Source organism: Exiguobacterium sp. SH0S2 (assembly GCF_004337185.1).
Classification (GTDB): domain Bacteria; phylum Bacillota; class Bacilli; order Exiguobacteriales; family Exiguobacteriaceae; genus Exiguobacterium; species Exiguobacterium aurantiacum_A.
On record NZ_SJVB01000002.1, the window covers coordinates 570721 to 589705 of the forward strand.

Below are 18985 nucleotides of genomic sequence, written 5' to 3' on the forward strand. Positions count from 1 at the left end.
TGATTCGACTTCTTCCGAGTCGTTCCCTCCATGCTATAATGAGGAAGACATTATTTTTTGAAAAGGAATTATGCATATGATCCATCCACTTTTACGGCAACCGACCTACCGCCTGATCGACCAATCATCGCTCGGTGCGGCGTTTCAAGCCGAGCAATCATTCGCGACGGACGATACGCTGTGCGCGTCGACAAAACACCAAGGCGCCGTCTTTCGGGCCTGGGTCCATCTGAACACAGTCGTGCTCGGGATTCAAGACGCGCGGCTGCCTCATCTGCGCGACGGGATTCGACTGCTGCATGAACATGGCTATCGTCCCGTCATCCGTAACTCGGGAGGACTTGCGGTCGTCCTCGACGAAGATGTATTGAACTTATCTCTTATTCTACCCGAGAATGACGGCATTCAAATCGATAGCGGCTATGAGGCGATGACGTCGCTCATTCAACATATGTTCAAAGACGTGACGGACAAAATCGTGCCTGGAGAAATCGTCGGTTCGTACTGCCCGGGTAGCTTCGATCTATCGATTGACGGTAAAAAGTTCGCCGGCATCTCGCAGCGACGTGTCCGTGGCGGTGTCGCCGTCCAAATTTATTTGAGCGTCCGCAAGAGCGGAAGCGCTCGTGCCGCCCTCATCCGTGACTTTTACGACCGTGCCATCCAAGGCGAAGCGACACGATTCACGTACCCGGCCATCGTCCCGGAGACGATGGCGTCGCTCGAAGACTTGCTTCACATCCCGCTCACCGTCAACGATGTGCTCCGCCGCGCCTATGACGTGCTCGGGGAGACGAGCCGACTCGTCCCGGCAACGCTCGACACAGACGAACAAGCGACGCTCGTCGTTCAGCTCGATCGCATGTGGCAGCGAAACGAACCGATCCGCGACATTGAACACCAACTACTAGAGGAGTGATCCAACCATGTTCAAAATCATAACCGATACCGGTGCTGATTTGACGCAAGACCAGATCGTCGAATACGGCCTCGAGATGTTACCGCTCGGGGTCATCATCGACAACGAAGAGTTTTTAGACGGAGAGACGATTCAGCCGAAAGAAGTATATGACGCGATGCGTGTCGGCAAGACGCCGAAGACGTTCCAAATCGAGGCGGCCCGGATTGAGCGCTGTTTCCGTCAACATCTCGAGTCTGAGATCCCGTTCCTTTACCTCGCCTTCTCGGGCGAACTGTCCGGTACATATCAGACGGCCGTCATGGTCGGGAACTTGCTTAAAGAAGAATACCCGAACAGCACGTTCCATATTCTCGACACGCGGACCGCGTCGGTCGGACAAGGATTGTTCGTCCGAACGGTCGCCGAATACGGCCAAGACCACTCGTACGAGGAGACGATCGCCTACGCCGAGTCGCTCGTCGGGAAGATCCGCCACTTGTTCACCGTCGAATCGCTCGAGTACTTGATGCGCGGTGGCCGCGTTTCGAGAGCGAGCGCGTTCATCGGGGACTTGTTGACGATTTTACCGCTGCTCACTGTCCGAGATGGTAAGCTCGTCCCGATCGAAAAGATTCGCGGTCATAAAAAAATGATGCGGCGCATCGTCGAGTGGATGACCGAGTCAAAACCGCTCATCGAAGGACATCATATCTTTATCGGCCACGGGGATGACCCGGCCAAAGCTGATCAGTTGGAAGCATTGCTACTTGAACAGATGAATCCGGCCAGCGTGACGAAGACGATCGTCGGTTCGGCAATTGGCGCGCACACAGGTCCTGGACTCCTTGTCGTCAGTTACTTCGAGGCGTAAACTAAAACTAAAAACAGCGAGCACCCTCAAGGGCGCTCGCTGTTTTCATTTATTCCAGTTTTTGAAGCCGTCACCGAATTCGAAGTGGAGTTCGTCACCGAACATACCGTTCTCAAACGTCGGGACGTCGACCGGGAGCTTGCCTCCTGGTTTGACTTCACCGAAGATGGCGCGGATGCCAGCCGGAAGGTTTGGTCCAGCCGACTTGGCGTTACCTGCTTCAGAGTCCGGTCCGTTCGGGTCACCTTTAAAGCCATAGATGAGCAGCTGGGCCGGCGCATCCGGTTGGACGGCCACATCGTACGGGTTACGAAGGCTGAGCAACACCGATTTCTTGCCCGTCTCGTTGGCATAGCGGAACACTTCTGCCGGAACATAATTGTCCGCTGACGTCGCTTTCAGCTTGGCGCTGTTGTTGACGTTCGAGCCGACGATGATGTAGTCGGCCGCCTCGACTTTTTGTTTTAAATCTGGGTTTTGGTCAAGGTGCGGTGTCGACGCCGTATAGTTCGCCGTGATGACGTTCACTTGCTTCATGTTGCCCGCGTTCTTTTTAAGCGATTTGATCGTCTTGACCATGCTGTCGGTCTGATCTTTTGCTGGCGAGATGACGAGCACCGTCTCCCCTTTTTTCGGTTTGAACGGAAGTGTCTTGTCGTCGTTCTTCACGAGTGTGACGGCCGCTTCGGCAATCTCACGTTCTGTCGCTTTATGCTCGGCACTACCGACGACCGCATTTGCTTCCGCGAGTTTCGCCTCGAGCGTCGTCGTATCCATTGACTCGCTCCAGATGCCGCGTTCCGCTTTCAGCTTCAAGATCCGTTCGACCGCTTCATCGATCTTCGCTTCTGGCAAACGGCCGCTCTCGACAGCCGCCATGACGTCTTCAAAGATCGTCTCAAGTTTCACGACGTCCGCGTTCGACCGTAAAATCGTCGGCATGAGGGCGATATCGACACCCGCCTCAAACGTCTTGATGACCGCCTCGGCTTCTGTGAAGTTGTCCGTGATCGCCTTCATGTTGAGGGCGTCCGTGATGACGATGCCGTCATAGCCCATCTCGTCACGCAAGACGCCGGTGATGACGTCGTCAGAGAGCGTCGCCGGGAGCGGGAACGTGCCGCGCGGCGAGTTGACGACCTCGTCCTCGATTTGTGGCATCCCGATATGGGCCGTCATGATCATATCGATACCTTCCGTGATAGCCCGCTTGAACGGCAACAGCTCGAGCCCGCGCAAGTCTTCGAGTGACTTATCGACGATCGGCAAGCCGTAGTGCGAGTCGACGGCCGTGTCGCCGTGTCCCGGGAAATGTTTCGCCGTCGCGGCAACGCCTTGGTCTTGAATCCCTTGCGTCATCGCCGAGCCGAGTTCACCGACGAGTTCCGGATCACTCGAGAACGAGCGGACCCCGATGACCGGGTTGGCCGGGTTGTTGTTGACGTCTAAGACCGGACCGAAGTTGACGTTCACCCCGAGCGCATTCAACTCTGACCCAATGATGTTCCCCGCATCATACGCGTATTGGCTGCTCCGCGTCGCCCCAAGCGCCATGTTCCCCGGCAAGTTCGTGCCGGTTCCGAACCGAGTCACGATCCCGCCTTCTTGGTCGATCGTGATGAAGAGCGGAATGTCGTTGCTGTCGTCTTGCTTGACGACTTCTTGCAGGTCGTGGACGAGTTTCGTCGTCTGTTCGGTCTCGGTCACGTTTTCCGCGAACAAGATGACGCCTCCAAGGTCGAACCGGTCGATGACCCGTGCCACATCTGGCGCGAGTGCCGTATGGTTCGCCCCGTTCCAAAGTCGGAAGTCTGGCATGATCATCTGTCCGAGTTTCTGTTCAAGCGTCATCGCCTCGAGTTGCGCGTTCACCCGTGCTTCAATCGATTGTGTCGGCGTCTCCTCTGCCACGACCGCGTTTGCCATCGGGACGGACGAGACGAGTAACGCTGTCGTCAATCCGAGTGTTGCTGTCCAGTTCAGTACTTTGTTCATGTTTTCACTCCTTTTTGAAAGTTCCCCCGACCACAAACGAAAAGGCATGGAGGAATAAGCGTTGCCTCACCAACGCTCGTTCACCCCATGCCTGATCGAATCAGTTACATATGGTCATTATTCAGGTGGTCAACGTCAGTATAGCAATTCAAAAAATGGGAAACAATGACTTTGATGAAAGCGTAACCATTTTGAAACATTTGACCTGTCTTGGAACACGTTCCACCTGTATTGGCAAAGCCAATAATTTGAGTGGTTCGATTTTCATTTGTTTTTTGGTAAACTCATTTCGTTAGGGGTTGACATGATAAAGGGGGAATCCGAAGTGGCAAGAGGGGAACTGAAACGAAAACCAGAGTGGCTGAAAATCAAATTGAATACGAACGAGACGTATACCGGCCTTAAAAAGATGATGCGGGAGAAGAATTTGAACACAGTGTGCGAGGAGGCGAAATGCCCGAACATCCATGAGTGTTGGGCCGTCCGCCGCACGGCGACGTTCATGATTCTCGGAAGCATCTGTACACGGGCGTGCCGCTTCTGCGCGGTCACGACCGGGAAACCGAACGAACTCGACTGGGAAGAGCCGAAACGCGTCGCCGAGTCGGTTCGGCTCATGAACTTGAAACACGTCGTCATCACCGCCGTCGCCCGCGACGACTTGAACGATTACGGGGCGACCGTGTTCGCCGAGACGGTCCGCGCCATACGCGCGATGAACCCGGAAACGTCGATCGAAGTATTGCCGTCCGACATGATGGGCAACTTCTCGGCACTCCAGACGTTGATTGACGCGGGGCCGGACATCATGAACCATAACTTGGAGACGGTGCGCCGCTTGACGCCGCGAGTCCGGGCCAAAGCGACGTACGACCGCACCCTTGAATTCCTAAAACGTTCCAAAGAATTGAATCCGGACATCCCGACGAAGTCGTCGATCATGCTCGGTCTTGGCGAGACAAGAGAAGAATTGATTCAAGCGATGGACGACCTCCGGGCCCATGACGTCGATATTTTGACGCTCGGTCAATATTTACAGCCGACAAAGAAACACCTCGACGTCGAGCGCTACTACCACCCGGACGAGTTTGCCGAGTTGAAAGAAATCGCCTTGTCAAAAGGCTTCTCACATTGCGAGGCCGGTCCGCTCGTCCGCTCGTCATATCACGCCGACGAACAAGTCCATAAGGCACGTCGCCATACGATGTTGCCAATCGATTGAGAGAAAGAAGAGACACGATGACTGATACAACATGGCACATTTTAACGACACAATCACTCGCCCCGGCTGAAAACATGGCGATCGATGAAGCGGTCTCAGGCTGGGTCGCACGCGGCGAGCTGAAGCCGACGCTCCGCTTCTATTCATGGGCCCCGCACGCAATTAGCGTCGGGCGTTTCCAACGGGCGACCCGTGACCTTGACCGTGAGGCGCTCGCAGCGAACGGCATCCCCGTCGTCCGCCGCTTGACCGGGGGCCGGGCCGTCTTACACGCCGACGAATTGACGTACAGCGTCATCTTGCCCGAAACGACGCCGACACTCCCGACGAACGTCATCGAGAGCTATCGCCTGTTGACCGAAGGCGTCCGGCGCGGCTACCGAGCGCTCGGTGTCCAGGCCGAATTCTCGGTACCGTTGACCGAAGAAGACCGCGAAGTATTGCGGAAACCGAAGTCGGCCGTCTGTTTCGACGCCGCTTCTTACTACGAACTCGCCGTCGACGGCCGTAAAGTGGCGGGTAGTGCTCAAGTCCGGCACCAAGGGGCGGTCTTGCAGCACGGGTCGATCCCACTATCGATCGACGATGATGTCCTGTTCGACTGCTTCAATATGGAAGCAGACGAGAAAGTATACGCGAAAGCACGGTTCAGCAGCAAAGCGGTCGCTTTGAACGAGACGCTCGGCCGCTTCGTGACGTTCGACGAAGTCGCCGTGGCGTTCGAGGAAGGGTTCCGCGACGCGTTTCAACTGACGTTCGAGCCGCTCGTGTTCACGGCGACGCAACGAGATGAGATTGCGCGTTTAGTTGAAAAGTATGAGAGTGACGACTGGGTCTGGAAACGCTAAAATATGTGAACTAAAAATGTCCCGCTGAAGCGCTTCAGCGGGACATTTTTTATAAAGTCGTCTTCGGGTCGCGCAACAGATGCTTAATGTCGCGGAACGTGACGAACGTCATATTGTTCGCATCGTACAATTTGTAACGAAGCGATTTTAAACTAGAGAACAATCCGATCGTCGTCGCTTTTTGTAGCGGCGGCGTCGCCGTATGCGCTTTTTCGAGGTTATAGTTCGGCACGCGCGGGCTCAAGTGGTGGACGTGGTGGAAGCCGATGTTGCCTGTCACCCACTGCAACACTTTCGGCAATTCGTAATACGAACTGCCTTCGATCGCCGCTTTGACGTAATCCCATTCGCTCTCATCTTCAAAATACGAGTCTTCGAACGTATGTTGGACATAAAACAGCCAAATCCCGAGGACACCGGCCGTGAACATCGTCGTCCCTTGAATGATCAAGAACGCCTGCCAGCCGACCAAATAAATCATCAGACTGTACAGCACGACGAGCGAGAGGTTGATGACATGCGTGTTCATCCGCTCTTTTTTCCGAGCGTCCTTGCGGTTAAACCGGCTCGTGACGAGAATCAAGAACAACGGTCCGATACCGAACATGACGAGCGGGTTGCGATAGAGGCGGTACTGAAGACGCGTCCATTTCGAGGCCTCGACATATTCCTCGATCGTCATGACCCAAATGTCACCGACACCGCGCTTATCGAGGTTACCGCTCGACGCGTGGTGAATCGAATGCTCCCGCTTCCACTTCTCGTACGGGAACAGCGTCAACACACCCATGATCGTTCCGACGACGGCGTTCGCTTTCTTGTTTTTGAAGAACGAACCGTGCGTACAATCATGGAAGATGATAAACATGCGGACGACGAACCCGGCTGCGATGATCGCGAGCGGGATCGTGAGCCACACCGACACTTCGAGCGCTTGGTACGCAAGGAACCAGGCGACGAAGAACGGCAGGATCGTGTTGATCATCTGCCGGACACTGACTTTGACATCTGCCTTTTCAAAGGGCGAGACGTGTTTACGTAGCTGGGCAATCTTTTCTTTACTCATATGTGAGCCTCCTTGAATTCGACAGCGTTCACGACGCTTCTAAATTGATGATATGAAATGAAACCGACAACCGACGTGCGTGAAGGTGAATTCATAGTATCCATATGATTATTTTCCCCACCTAAACTAATACCAGGTAATTATACCATGTATTACACCAGAAAAGTATACGCTTGTGAACTACTCACCACTTATTTGAAGCGCAACCTGAAGTCGGCGCTGCTTGGGAAGACCGCGCTCTTGTTAGCAACGGTTATGGACCAAGCTCGCCCCATCCGGCGTCCTGAATCAACTTCAGCGTCTCCACGATAATGACTTGGTTCTCGTCAACGAGATGCGTCTCGTCAGCTTGTGGAAGACGTCGTGGTGTTCGTTGTTACCCTCCATGGCGGTCGGTGTCGTGATCATCATCCTTTATCATCCGATACCCGCACAAGGGGCCGACGAACCTGAAGAAATGGCGAACTTTCGTTTGTTACCCTTGCCCCGCGGGATGTGGAATACGAAGCTCGTGCAACGTCTACTGCAAACATGAAAACAGAGGGGCATCATCCATTACGGATGGCGTCCCTCTGTTCGAATTCGTTATTGTTGAGTGTAAATCGACACCGAGCCCCCGTTGACGAAGAACTGGCCCCAGCCGTCGCTATTGATCGTGACGAGACGATTGTTGTTGTTCGTCATATCTTTCCACACTTCACCGGCGTTCTGCTTGCCGACGTACATCCATTTCGAGCCGCCCGGTCCGTCAGACAAAATCGTCGCGAGACCCGACTTGGCCCGGTCACTCACGCCTTCGCGTGTCCAACCGACGACGTCTTGATGATCGAGATAGTCGTGCTGTGTCCCGTAGGCGAAGTCTTTACGTGCTTTCATGATCGGTCGGAGCGAGGCCGACATATTCGGGATCTCCCGGTTCGTCGTCCCTTTCGTCCCGTAGTAGTCTCCGTAGAAGAGCGTCGGGTAACCTTGGCTGCGCGTCATGATCGTCGCGTAGGCGAGCGGTTTGAACCAGTTGGCGACCGTCGACTCGAGCGACTGCCCAGGTTGTGAGTCATGGTTGTCAACGATCGTCACGGCGAGCGTCGGATGCTGCTCGGTGACGGTGCCTTTCAAGATGTTGCGCATGTCATAGAAGCCGCCGCCGTTGCCGGCCGCCTGGAAGTTATAGTGCAGCGGCACATCGAACACCGAATGCGTGTAACCGGTCTTCGCGAGGTAGTCGTTGATGGCGCCGAGGTCGTTCTTCCAATACTCGGCGACGGTGAACATCTGTTTGCCGGTCGTCTGCCGGACGCTCGTCACCCATTCACGCAAGTACGCGTGACTAATATGTTTGACCGCGTCCAAGCGGAACCCGTCGAGCCCGAGCGAGTCGGCGTACCATTTGCCCCAGTTCTTCATCTCTTGACGGACTTCCGGATGCTCGAAGTCGACGTCGGCATACATGAGATAGTCGTAGTTGCCATTCTCATTCGAGACGTCCGTGTCCCACGCCTTGCCCGTACTCTTGAACTTGTAGATCCGGCTCAAGCTGCGTGACTGATCCCAGTCGGTCCCGTCAAAGTGATACCAGCGCCACTTGAACGGCGAGTATGTATTGTTGCGGCCCGCGAAGTTGAAGCCGGTCCAGGCCGAGATGCCGTATTCCCCTGACGTCTCTTGGTTCCGGTTCGACGGGTTGACCTCGATCGCTTGGACGGACTCGGTGTAGTCGGCGCCGCCCTTATGGTTCATGACGACATCGCCGTAGACACCGATACCTTTACCACGCAAGTTCGAGATCGCCGATTGGAGCTGCGCTTTCGTACCGTACTTCGTCCGGATGGTCCCTTTCTGGTTGAACTCACCGAGGTCATACAAGTCGTACGCCCCGTAACCGACATCGTTTTGCGACGTCCCTTTATACGCCGGCGGGATCCACACCGTCGTCACACCGATATCTTTCAGGTTCTGCGAGTCGTTCGATAACCGATTCCAATGCAAGCCGTCGTTCGGGACGTACCATTCAAAATACTGCATCATCGTGCCGTTTTGTGGTGTCGCCGCTTGTGCGACCGGTTGCCCGGCAAGCAGCGCAATCGCCGTGACTCCAGCGATGACCGCAAACCCTTGTCGTCTCTTCATCATGCGTTTTCCTCCTATCGAATTAAATGCAAGCGCTTTCATTAATTATCATGAACGATTCCGTTTTAGTTGAACAGAGGATTTCCGAAAAACAGTTCTCTGCACCTAACTATTTTTTTCTTGAATAGTTCAGTCGTCCAAAACAAAAACGGATGGCTTGTGCCATCCGCCTAGTCATCCTTTGCGATCGAGCCGTTTTCGCTTCACGAGATAGCCTAAATACGGGAGACCTGTGAAGACGAGTCCGATCGTGACGAGCAACTGGACCATGATCAGTCCCGTCTCAACGAGTCCCGACCAATCCAGTTCAAGCAACATAAACAGGCCGATCCATAAGATGAGCAGTACCAACGCTACTTTTCCCATCTGTCCTTCGACTTGAGCGTATTTCTCGTGTGTCGTCTCACGATCCGAGTAGATCGGTCGCGCGTCCGGACTACCTTTGAACACGTGAATCTCGTCCCCACTCGACGTGACGTGTTCCCAGCCGCTCGCGCGGAACAGCTCGAAATAATCCTCGTCCGGTCGTTTACGATAATCGAGACTATACTGGACGTCCGCCGGTTCTCCTTCGACGAGCGTATAGCCAAGCGGTGCGAACTTCTCTAAATGCCAGCCCTGCGCGGCCATTCGTCCCAACTTCTCCATCTCACGCTCTTCAGCGAACGCGAGGCCCCAACTCGCCATATATTTTCGGTTCATCTGTGGCCCTCCCCTTCCAAAATAAAACGTGCGTCGTCGACCATCGCTTGGCGCCGTTTCACGTCTTCGTGTAACAATGCGCGCCCGATGTCCGTGATGATATAACTCTTCTTCTTGCCGTCCCCGTCGAGCGGCTCGATCAGCGACGCGTTGACGAGTTTTTTGATGATCGTGTACATCGACGCCGGACCGATCTGCATCCGCCCGTTCGTCAACTCTTCGACGAACTGCATAATCAAATACCCATGTCTTGGCTCGGTCAACGCAAGCAAGATGTAAAAGGTGCTATCGGTCAACTCTCCGAGCCCGATCGTATCGTTCCGTGGCATCTTCTCGCCTCCTCTATCATTTAACGATATACTTCTTACTCTCAATATATATCGTTGAATGATATATGTCAATGAATGATATAAAAAAAGCCGCAGACAATTCGTCTGCGACTCGTTTAACTCGTTACATAATCGAGATCGTGCAAAATATAGGCAAGAAAGAAAATCATACTCGGATTCTCATAGCGCGACTGGACTTTCCGGAGTTGTTCCCGGTACGTGACTTCGTACTCGGCCCCGTTCATCTTCCGCTCCATGTTCATCTTGATCAACGCGTCGAGCTTGTCCATCATATCGACGAGCAGCCCTTCGTACGTCGCGTCTTTCGAATCGGCCATGTAACGCCGGAACGCCGGTTGCATGTATTCCGGGAGGAGCGACAATAACGCCTCGCTCTCGGCCCGTTCATACGCTTCGAACGCAGCACCCGTCTCGGCCGTCGAGTGCTTCACCGGACCGAGCACGTCCCCGGTCACGCCTTCGACGAGGTCGTGACAGAGCAAGCGCGCCGTCAGTTCGGCGACATCGACCTCGACCCCGTACTTCTCACGCTCGAGCAAGCCGCTGAACAGACCGAGGCCCGCCGCCCGAAAGCCGTGGATGGCGTCGTTGTCGTCAATCGTGTTGAAGCGGCCTTTCCAGCGCCGGACGCTATCCATCCGCATGACGTTCTCGATGAACGTCGCGACGTCCGTCTCCGCTTCGACTTGTTCATAGAGCCAGCGGACTGACTCGAGCGGATGGTCGCGGAGCACCGCCTTCATCTCTTTGAGCTTCTCGACGAAGTGCGGCGACCCGTGTGCGACTTCACGCCGCACGAACAGCATCGCATCGAACGAGTCGATGCCGTCGACAATCCGGCCTTCGAACGAGTCGTCTTCTGCCTCGACGAGAAAACGATAAAAGTGCGGCCGGAGCGACTGTGACAACAAATCGACCAACCCGAGGCTCGCCGTCCGCTCCATCCGTTCGATATGTTCTTTTAAAGTCGGTTCTTTTTTCGTCCGGTGCATGATCGGGCCGGTCTGCACCTCGTTCATATCGTGGAACAACGCCTTGCCGAGCACATCGAGCAAGTTGACGTCCCGTCCGTTGTTCTCTTCGTAATAAGCCGCAATCAAGCTGAACACGGCGACACGGAAACTATGGCTCGCCGCGTTATCGTGATAGTGCGGCGCGTATTCGTCCCACCGTTGCACGTTTTGCATACGTGTCATCTTGCGGATAAACGTTCCGTTATGCATCAAATTCCTCCTTGCTTTAGACGTTCCCACGCATCGTCATGACAGACGATGTAGAGCGTGTCACTCGGCTCAAGCGTTGTGTCGAGCGCCGTCGCGAAATCGAGACGGTCGTTGACGGCAATCAAGGTGACGCCCTGGCGCAACAAGTTTTCGACAGCGTCCCGGACCGTCGCCCACTCGGGTCTCGGCGCGAGCGCTTGAATGTTACCACCGGACTGCTTGCTGAGCAGTTGCCGGAAAATCGATGTCGTGCCCGGCTGTAACGTCGCTTTCGCCATGAGGAGCGACACCGAATCGTTCGCCAATATAAAGTCGTCGATGCGCACGTGTTTGAACTTCGAGATGTTCCGCTCTTCGCATACTTCGACGACCGTATGTAGGTCAACCCCCCGTTCCGACGACAGCGCCTCGACGGCTGACGCGATCAATAGCGACTTCCCGTCGGCGAGCAACGTCTCGCTGATCTGCGCATCCGCGAAGATGGCGACCCGGCGTGCTTTCAAAATGTTCGCCTGCAGGAGCACCGCCTCATCGGACGGGTCACCGTGGACAAAATGGACGTTGTCATGATCGTACGGTTCTTCTTTCAGTTGGTCGATCAACACGATCTCTGCCTTCGGCTCATAGCTGAGCACCTCGTCGATCGCTTTCTTCGTCTTCGGCGACCAACCGATATAGACGTAATGCCCTTCTCCTCGATACACTAGCTTTCCCTCCCGTTTTAAACGTTGAAACGTCGCACCGACCTCAACGAGTTTTCCGATCAAAGCCCCGATAATCCCGATCCCGAACAGGAACAGGAAAATGCCGAGCCAGCGCCCGGCAACCGTTGACGGGAAGAAATCACCGTAACCGACCGTCGTCAGCGTCGTCATCGTCCACCAGAACGAATCGAACATCGACGGGAACGTCTCCGGCTCGAGCCAGTAACCGAGGACGGTACCGGTCAAAATAATGACGAGTGATGCCAACACGACGTTCAGAAACGATAATTTCGATAACCCGCGCCACACTCGAAAAAAGATATGCACTGAAATCACTCCCTTTCTCCTATATACTAGAGACAACTCAATTGATTTACGAAACCCGTTTGCGTTCGGTTCCGTATAGAAAGAAAAAAGAAAGGACTGACTTATGGACTCCATCGTTTTAGAATACCGACTTTATAAAAATGAGATCTCGTTCGAGCCACTCTACCATTATACATCGCTCGGGCTTGATGAAGTACTTGCTAGACGCGAATGCGAATTTTTCGTCAAAGACGGCATGACGTACAAACAACGCTCGTCCGCGCTCGAAGGCGACCAATATTTCTTGATTTACGTCGACCGGTACACGGAAGGACCTGTTGACAAGAAAGCAACTGACGACATCAAAGTCGAGATTCGTACGCTCGACGACCGGTTCGACAACCCGCTGCTCGAAGCGTACTTCGTCGACCGCCACCTTGACGCGCTCGCCATGCTCGGCAGCGAGTATTTATACGTCGCCGGAAACGAATATGCGCGCGACTCGGCCGAGACGGACGAGGACCGTGGCGTCTACGTCATCTATGTCACCCCGACTGGCTATACACTGGAGGAAACAACATGAAAACAAGCAAGAAGATTTTAAGCGGTCTCTCGGCCGCCGTCTTGACAGCGTCACTCGCGGCGTGCGGTACGGACGAAACGCAACAAGCGACGTTACCGGAAGAGCCAACCGGCTATGAGTGTGACGACTGGGAATGGGACGATGAAACGGAATCATATTACTGCGACGACAGACGGTCCCCGCACTTCGGGAGCTTCTTCTTACTCGGCAGTCTGTTCAATTCAAAGAGTTCGCTAAAAAACTCGTCCGCTTATAAAAACTACCGCTCGAACGGTGGCGCGAGCAGCATCACGCCGAACCGATCGAACTCAGGGTCAAACTCAGGACTCGGCAGCGGCTCAAAAGGCGGCTTCGGGGGATGAATCGGCACGACTTGTTCGGCCAAATCCCTTACTTTTGGCCCGACTTGAACGACGAAGAATATGCACTCTACGATTGCCTCGTCTACACGCAAGACGAGGTCGACCGCATCCGGGAAGCGACGCGCGCCGTCGATGCCATCTTCCGGAAAGCCAATCGATTGTTGCGGACGCTCCCAGACGAGACGCTCCGTCTGCTCGGTTATCCGGAGGCGAGCTTGCCGTTCTTGCGTGACAAAGCGCTCCCGCAAGAGACGATCATCGGCCGTTATGACTGGATCGTCAAAGACGGTGTTATCAAACTGATGGAGTTCAACGCCGACACGCCGACGTTCATCAAAGAACTGTTCGATGTGAACCGGTATGTTACGACCGCGTTCGGACTCAACGACCCGAACGCGAACGCGACAGCCGAGCTGAAGACCGAACTCCGTAAAGCCGTCATCGCGGCGTGGCAACGATTAAATCGCGACGGGACACCAAAAATCGTCTTCACGTCACACGACGACAACATCGAGGACAAATGGACGACCCGCTTCCTCCAAGAGACGCTCGACTTGCCGTCAGAATTCGTCCCGCTCGACCGGTTGCTCGTCGACGTGGACGGCGTCTATACCCCGTCGGGCGAACGGGTCGACGTCTTGTACCGCCAGACGTATCCGATCGAGCACTTGGTCGACGACCGGACGCCGAACGGCGACTTGATCGGCATCCGGCTGCTCGAGTTGAACCAAGCGAAGCACGTGTCGCTCCTCAACCCGTTGTCCGCGTTTCTCATGCAGTCCAAAGGCGTCCAAGCGCTCATTTGGGAACTGTATGAGACGGATACATATTTTGACGAAGCGGAGCGCCAGGTCATCCGGACTCACTTGTTACCGACTTATCTCGAGGCGGACCCATTTTTAGGTCAGAGCGCTTACGTGCAAAAACCGGCCTTCGGACGTGAAGGTGACTCGGTCATTTTGTATGCCGAAGACGGCGTCCCGTTCCATAAAGAAGTGCTGCAGACATATGCCGAAGAGACCGCGGTATATCAACAATTCAACGAGCTGCCGACACGAACGACGAACACGGTCAACGGTCCGCTTGCGACGCACTACATGATCGGCTGCTTTTGTCTGAACGGCCACCCGTCGGCGCTCGGCGCCCGGGCCGGAAGCATGATCACGAACAACCAGTCCTACTACCTAGCCATCGGCACACCAACTCACGAAGGAGATTAACACATGACATTTATCACGCTCGATTCAATCTTGAGCTTCCTGGCTCACCTCGGTACCGGGTTCGGACTTATTTTAGCAGGACTCGTCGTGTTCGCCCTGACGACAAAATATTCGGAACGAAAACTCATCAAAGCTGGCAACGTCGCCGTCGCCCTCAAACTTTGGGGCAAAGCGCTCGGCCTCGCCATCGTCATCTACACAGTTTGGGCGAACAGCGTCAACCTGCTCGACGCCTTCATCTGGGGACTCGTCGGGATCCTCGCCCAAGTGCTCGCTTTTTGGACGTTTGAGTACGTGCTCACGCCTGGCGTAAACTTGGAGAAAGAAGTCGAAAACGGCAACCTCGCCGTCGGTGTCAGCCTGTTCTCGGCCTCGCTCGTCGTCGGCATCATCGTCGCCGCGAGTTTGACGTACTAAACAAACAGCCCATGCGCTCAGGTAGCGACATGGGCTGTTTCATATAGAAAGGAAGAATTGGATGTTCAAACGAAAACTAATTTGGTCTTTAGTGATTTGCATCGCGATTGTCGTCATTTTTTCAGGAATCGGTAGTTATTTTTATGAGAGACACCAATTGAAACGTTACCTGGCAGACAATGATTTTCACGCATACGAATATCACAAAACAGATGACGCGACACTTGCCCTCTTCACAAATAAAGATGGGACCATGCTCGGCCTCGCTGAAATGAGTGTGGACGGCTACGGTTACGGAACTATAGAGACCCTCGACGTGGATCCGTTTGACTATATCTATTCGAGTGACGAGTCCAATAACTATTTAGGCATCCGCCTTAACAAACAACCTCAGAACGTTGCCTATCTCCGTATCATCGGAGATCGTATACAAGAACAACACATCCTCAATCGTACCGAAGATAGTGACTATGCTGACACACACATCATCGAGTTGCGAAACCGTCCAACATCCGACTGGATCCTTCAAACGTTAGATCAAAATGAGCAAGTACTTGACTCCATCGACTTATGAAAAACTGAACAAGGAGGGGCAAGATGTCAAAACGAGGACTCGCGTTATTCCTTACAGGTATGATCATCATCATCGCCATTTCAGTCACGGCCGGCGTCGGGTATTATCAGGACGAGCAACGAAAACAACCTTTGGCACAGGCGCAACAAAAACTGCATGAGCACATGACCGCCCAAGGCTGGTACACATACGTAGAAGGCAGCACCGTCGTCTTATTTACGAATGAAGACGAGACGATTCTCGGTCTCGGTATCATGAATTCAGATGGAGGCTTCAGCGCGTCGACATGGGACACGATTGAAGAAAAACCGTTCGATTCGATTCACTTTGGCAATACGACTGATGAATACATCGGTATTCGCTTCAACGAAAAACCGGAAGATGTGGCTTACGTGCGACTAAGCGGTTCGGATTGGAGCGAGACATACACCGTGAACGACCCTCGAGACGAAGGATACGTCATGTCTTACTTGATCACGCTCGATGAATCACAACGGGGTAGATTCAAGACACTTGAGACGCTTGACGGCGACAGAAATGTGATGCACGCGGAAGAATTATAAAACCGCAAACCGATGACCGGTTCGCGGTGATGTGACGACTGTTTTCGCAATCGTCTTTTCTTATGCTTTGGCGAGCACGGCCGATGGACCGAAGAACTCGTAACGTGCTTGTGGAATCGTTTGGACGACCGTCTCCATCATCGCGGTCGGGCCACACGTATAGACGTCATGACCGTCGACATCGAGTGCTGTAAGCTGCGTCGCGCTCATGCAGCCAGACACCTCGTCGATGTGTGTGATGAGCTGAAGTCCCTCGTTCACGAGTTCGTCGAGCTCTTCACCGAGCGGACGGAGGTTCGTGCTGCGGACGGCGTGTAACAGTGTGACCGAGCGACCTTGACGGAGCGCTGTCTTCGCCATATTGAACAGCGGTGTGATACCGATCCCGCCAGCGACGAGCGTGAGCGGACGGTTCGTGTCTTCCATCGTGAACTCGCCTGCTGGCGCGCTCATCGGAATCTCTGTACCGACTGTTTGCTCGTGAAGCCAGTTCGAGACGAGCCCTTCCGCTTTCGGCGCAATCCAGTAGCCGTCTTCTGTCGTCTCGACGACGCTGTATTGACGGTGGTGTAGAATATCTTCACCCTCGATGCGGGCTTGGACTGAGATGTACTGGCCCGGAATAGCCACACCGACGACACCGTCGTTCGCGACAAGACGGAACCGTTTCACTTCCGGCGTGTCTTCGATGACTTCAGCGATCGTGAACGGCTTGAAGCCGATCCATGGTGCATCGGCGTACATTTGTTTCTCGAGCGAGATGAAGACGTCGGCGATGACACCGTACGCTTTTGCCCAAGCTTCGATGATCTCAGGCGTCGCTGCTTCACCGAGAACGTCTTGAATTGCGCCGAGCAAGTTAGCGCCGACGATCGGATAATGTTCCGGGCGGATGTTCAAGCTTTGATGTTTATGAAGCGCCGGTTGGATCGCCGGTAAGATCGCTTCGAGACGGTCGATATGGACGGCGGCCGCGTAGACGGCGTTGGCGAGCGCTTCTGGCTGGCGGCCGCGTTGTTGGTTCGTATGGTTGAAGAACTGACGAACTTCTGGATTGTTTGCGAACATGCGCTTATAGAAATGACTCGTGATGGCGACACCGTGGTCTTTCAAGACCGGTGCCGTCGCTTTGACAATTTCAATCGTTTGTTGATCTAACATAAATATTTCCCCCTTTTTGAAAGTACACATACATTATGTGAGCTTCGTCACGGTAAAAGCAATATATAAAATACTTGTTTAAAACGAAGTTCAACTTTTAGCCTTGATTCCGCCACGCTTTTTTCACATCTCCGGACATCGCGCTTTCAAGAAATGTCTTGTACAATGGACAAATAAGAGGTGAACGATCATGCGGCTCACGCAAACGTGCGACTACGCACTCCGAACATTAATGTACAGCGCCACGTTCTCCCATCGTCTCGTGACGATCCAAGAAGTGGCTGACCAATATCAAATCTCAAAGAACCACGTCATGAAAGTCGTCTATGAGCTCGGGAAGCACGGCTATCTTGAATCGGTACGAGGTCGCGGCGGCGGTTTCCGGCTCGCCCGCCCCATGGAAGACATCAACGTCGGCGACGTCGTCCGGACGATGGAACCGTTCGAGCTCGTCGAATGCTTCGGCGAAGGCCGCTGTGTCATCGCACCGGCTTGTGACCTGCGGAGCGTCTTGAACGAGGCGATGCTCGCTTTCCTGCGCGTGCTCGACCGTTACACGATCGCCGACCTGATGGCGAACCGAACGAATGAACTAGCGCTGTTACTTGGCGTACAAAAGCCGACGGACATTTAGTCCGCCGGCTTTTGTTGTACAGGTGACTCTCAAACGTGACTGCGCTTTGTATAGTGGTTACCACCATCGCTTCAAGATTTTTTGAGCATATAGCTCATGGGATGTCAGCTCGATAAAATCGTCCAACCTGTTCATCCTCTCACCTTTATTCGCCTCACAGCATTTTATAGCGGCTTCAGTTTTCTCTCAATCTCCGCTCGTTTCGGCTCTAAGAACGGTGGCAACGCCAGCCGTTCCCCGAGCGTCTCGACCGGCTCGTCGGTCGCAAACCCCGGTCCATCGGTCGCGAGCTCGACTAAGATGCCACTCGGCTCGCGGAAGTAAATCGACTTGAAATAATAGCGATCAATCAGCCCGGAATGGCTAATGCCGAACGCATCGAGTCGCTCAACCCAACGCCCCATCTCGCCATCGTCCTCGATGCGAATCGCGACGTGGTGGACGCTGCCCCGTCCTGGCCGTTCCGACGGTAGATCGGGACGACCGACGAGATGAATCTCCGTCGCCACACCTCCGTCGCCCGTCTCAAAGACACGCACCGCTTGACCGTCACGTTCGAACTCGGTCGAGAAGCGATAGCCGAGCACTTCCGTCAACACCCGTTCCGTCTTCTCCGGCCGCCGAACCGTCCATTCGCTAAATCCGAGACCGAAGACGGCAGCGTCAACAGGGACTGGTCCCTGTCTCCATGGCGTACCCGTACCACCTTCCACGAGACAGAGCCGTTGCCCCTCCTCATCCTCAAAGTAGAGCGTCGGCCGGCCCAGCACGTCCGTCACTTCGTCATGCAGCACACCGAACGCAGCAAACCGCTCAAGCCAGTACGGCAACGCCCCTGCTGGCACCCGGAGCGCCGTCCGTGAGATACTGCTGCTTCCTCGATACGTCTGCCCGAGAAACGGTAGCTCAAAAAACGTCAAATCCGTCCCCGGTGCGCCCGTCTCGTCCGCATAAAACAAGTGGTACATCGACGGATCGTCCTGATTGACTGTCTTTTTGACGAGCCGCATCCCGAGAATCTCCGTGTAGAATCGTAAATTTTTCTTGGCATTCCCCGTCATCGCCGAGACGTGATGATGTCCTAAAATCGCCTTCATCGACCTCTCCCCTTTCACATTTGATTCTATTGTACCACCCGTAAATAAGTAAAGTCAGC

Annotated in this window: 20 protein-coding genes; 11 read left to right on the forward strand and 9 right to left on the reverse strand. The window is 54.3% G+C overall.

The window, feature by feature from the left end; translation table 11 throughout:
• Positions 1-76 precede the first annotated feature (76 nt).
• Together EVJ21_RS07585 and EVJ21_RS07590 are read left to right on the forward strand one after the other, a co-directional pair.
• A complete protein-coding gene (locus EVJ21_RS07585; RefSeq protein ID WP_131490259.1) occupies positions 77-919 on the forward strand; it encodes a lipoate--protein ligase family protein in 843 nt (280 codons plus the stop codon).
• Between the two features lie 7 nt (positions 920-926).
• Positions 927-1772 (forward strand): DegV family protein, encoded by an 846-nt coding sequence (locus tag EVJ21_RS07590; RefSeq protein ID WP_070328258.1) that lies wholly within the window; start codon positions 927-929, stop codon positions 1770-1772.
• A 45-nt stretch (positions 1773-1817) separates the two neighbouring features.
• Here EVJ21_RS07590 and EVJ21_RS07595 read toward each other — a convergent pair whose 3' ends face one another.
• On the reverse strand, positions 1818-3767 hold the full coding sequence (locus tag EVJ21_RS07595; RefSeq protein WP_131490260.1) for a glycoside hydrolase family 3 protein: 1950 nt from the start codon (positions 3765-3767) through the stop codon (positions 1818-1820).
• A gap of 304 nt (positions 3768-4071) precedes the next feature.
• Between EVJ21_RS07595 and lipA the strand changes: the two genes are divergently transcribed.
• Together lipA and EVJ21_RS07605 are read left to right on the forward strand one after the other, a co-directional pair.
• Positions 4072-4989 (forward strand): lipoyl synthase, encoded by a 918-nt coding sequence (gene lipA, locus EVJ21_RS07600; RefSeq protein WP_131464673.1) that lies wholly within the window; start codon positions 4072-4074, stop codon positions 4987-4989.
• A 17-nt stretch (positions 4990-5006) separates the two neighbouring features.
• Positions 5007-5837, forward strand: coding sequence for a lipoate--protein ligase family protein (locus tag EVJ21_RS07605; RefSeq protein ID WP_131490261.1), 831 nt, complete (start codon positions 5007-5009; stop codon positions 5835-5837).
• A 49-nt stretch (positions 5838-5886) separates the two neighbouring features.
• Here the strand turns inward: EVJ21_RS07605 and desA are convergent, their stop codons facing one another.
• The 6 genes from desA to EVJ21_RS07635 form a co-directional block, all read right to left on the reverse strand.
• Entirely contained in the window at positions 5887-6903 is a 1017-nt protein-coding gene (desA, locus tag EVJ21_RS07610; RefSeq protein WP_131490262.1) for a Delta(5) desaturase DesA, read from the reverse strand.
• A gap of 585 nt (positions 6904-7488) precedes the next feature.
• A complete protein-coding gene (gene amyS / locus EVJ21_RS07615) occupies positions 7489-9030 on the reverse strand; it encodes an alpha-amylase (RefSeq protein WP_370259178.1) in 1542 nt (513 codons plus the stop codon).
• Between the two features lie 174 nt (positions 9031-9204).
• The gene (locus EVJ21_RS07620; protein ID WP_131464679.1) at positions 9205-9732 is read right to left on the reverse strand and encodes a DUF2812 domain-containing protein; all 528 of its coding nucleotides are present in this window, start codon (positions 9730-9732) and stop codon (positions 9205-9207) included.
• On the reverse strand, positions 9729-10061 hold the full coding sequence (locus EVJ21_RS07625; protein WP_070328265.1) for a PadR family transcriptional regulator: 333 nt from the start codon (positions 10059-10061) through the stop codon (positions 9729-9731). Before EVJ21_RS07625 ends, EVJ21_RS07620 begins: the two co-directional genes overlap by 4 nt.
• 116 nt (positions 10062-10177) lie before the next feature.
• A complete protein-coding gene (locus EVJ21_RS07630; protein WP_131490264.1) occupies positions 10178-11305 on the reverse strand; it encodes a YfbR-like 5'-deoxynucleotidase in 1128 nt (375 codons plus the stop codon).
• Complete coding sequence (locus EVJ21_RS07635; RefSeq protein WP_070328305.1) at positions 11305-12336, reverse strand: ion channel; 1032 nt, start codon at positions 12334-12336, stop codon at positions 11305-11307. Before EVJ21_RS07635 ends, EVJ21_RS07630 begins: the two co-directional genes overlap by 1 nt.
• A gap of 103 nt (positions 12337-12439) precedes the next feature.
• Between EVJ21_RS07635 and EVJ21_RS07640 the strand changes: the two genes are divergently transcribed.
• The 6 genes from EVJ21_RS07640 (at position 12440) to EVJ21_RS07665 (ending at position 16034) form a co-directional block, all read left to right on the forward strand.
• Complete coding sequence (locus EVJ21_RS07640; protein WP_016508356.1) at positions 12440-12898, forward strand: hypothetical protein; 459 nt, start codon at positions 12440-12442, stop codon at positions 12896-12898.
• Positions 12895-13260 carry a hypothetical protein gene (locus tag EVJ21_RS07645; RefSeq protein WP_070328267.1) on the forward strand — a complete coding sequence of 122 codons (366 nt, stop codon included), beginning with the start codon at positions 12895-12897 and terminating at the stop codon, positions 13258-13260. The genes EVJ21_RS07640 and EVJ21_RS07645 overlap by 4 nt, the downstream gene beginning before the upstream one ends.
• Positions 13257-14480, forward strand: coding sequence for a glutathionylspermidine synthase family protein (locus EVJ21_RS07650; RefSeq protein ID WP_131490265.1), 1224 nt, complete (start codon positions 13257-13259; stop codon positions 14478-14480). The genes EVJ21_RS07645 and EVJ21_RS07650 overlap by 4 nt, the downstream gene beginning before the upstream one ends.
• Positions 14481-14483: 3 nt before the next feature.
• Complete coding sequence (locus tag EVJ21_RS07655; protein WP_016508299.1) at positions 14484-14897, forward strand: DUF350 domain-containing protein; 414 nt, start codon at positions 14484-14486, stop codon at positions 14895-14897.
• Positions 14898-14958: 61 nt separating this feature from the next.
• The gene (locus EVJ21_RS07660; protein WP_070328269.1) at positions 14959-15471 is read left to right on the forward strand and encodes a hypothetical protein; all 513 of its coding nucleotides are present in this window, start codon (positions 14959-14961) and stop codon (positions 15469-15471) included.
• A 23-nt stretch (positions 15472-15494) separates the two neighbouring features.
• Positions 15495-16034 (forward strand): hypothetical protein, encoded by a 540-nt coding sequence (locus tag EVJ21_RS07665; protein ID WP_131490266.1) that lies wholly within the window; start codon positions 15495-15497, stop codon positions 16032-16034.
• A 60-nt stretch (positions 16035-16094) separates the two neighbouring features.
• On the opposite strand, the gene EVJ21_RS07670 is transcribed toward EVJ21_RS07665, so the two are convergent.
• Positions 16095-17195 (reverse strand): globin domain-containing protein, encoded by a 1101-nt coding sequence (locus tag EVJ21_RS07670; protein WP_131490267.1) that lies wholly within the window; start codon positions 17193-17195, stop codon positions 16095-16097.
• Between the two features lie 190 nt (positions 17196-17385).
• Between EVJ21_RS07670 and EVJ21_RS07675 the strand changes: the two genes are divergently transcribed.
• Positions 17386-17829 (forward strand): RrF2 family transcriptional regulator, encoded by a 444-nt coding sequence (locus tag EVJ21_RS07675; RefSeq protein WP_131490268.1) that lies wholly within the window; start codon positions 17386-17388, stop codon positions 17827-17829.
• Positions 17830-17993: 164 nt separating this feature from the next.
• Here EVJ21_RS07675 and EVJ21_RS07680 read toward each other — a convergent pair whose 3' ends face one another.
• Positions 17994-18926: a ring-cleaving dioxygenase gene (locus EVJ21_RS07680; RefSeq protein WP_131490269.1), complete on the reverse strand. Its 933-nt coding sequence runs from the start codon at positions 18924-18926 to the stop codon at positions 17994-17996.
• Positions 18927-18985 lie beyond the last annotated feature (59 nt).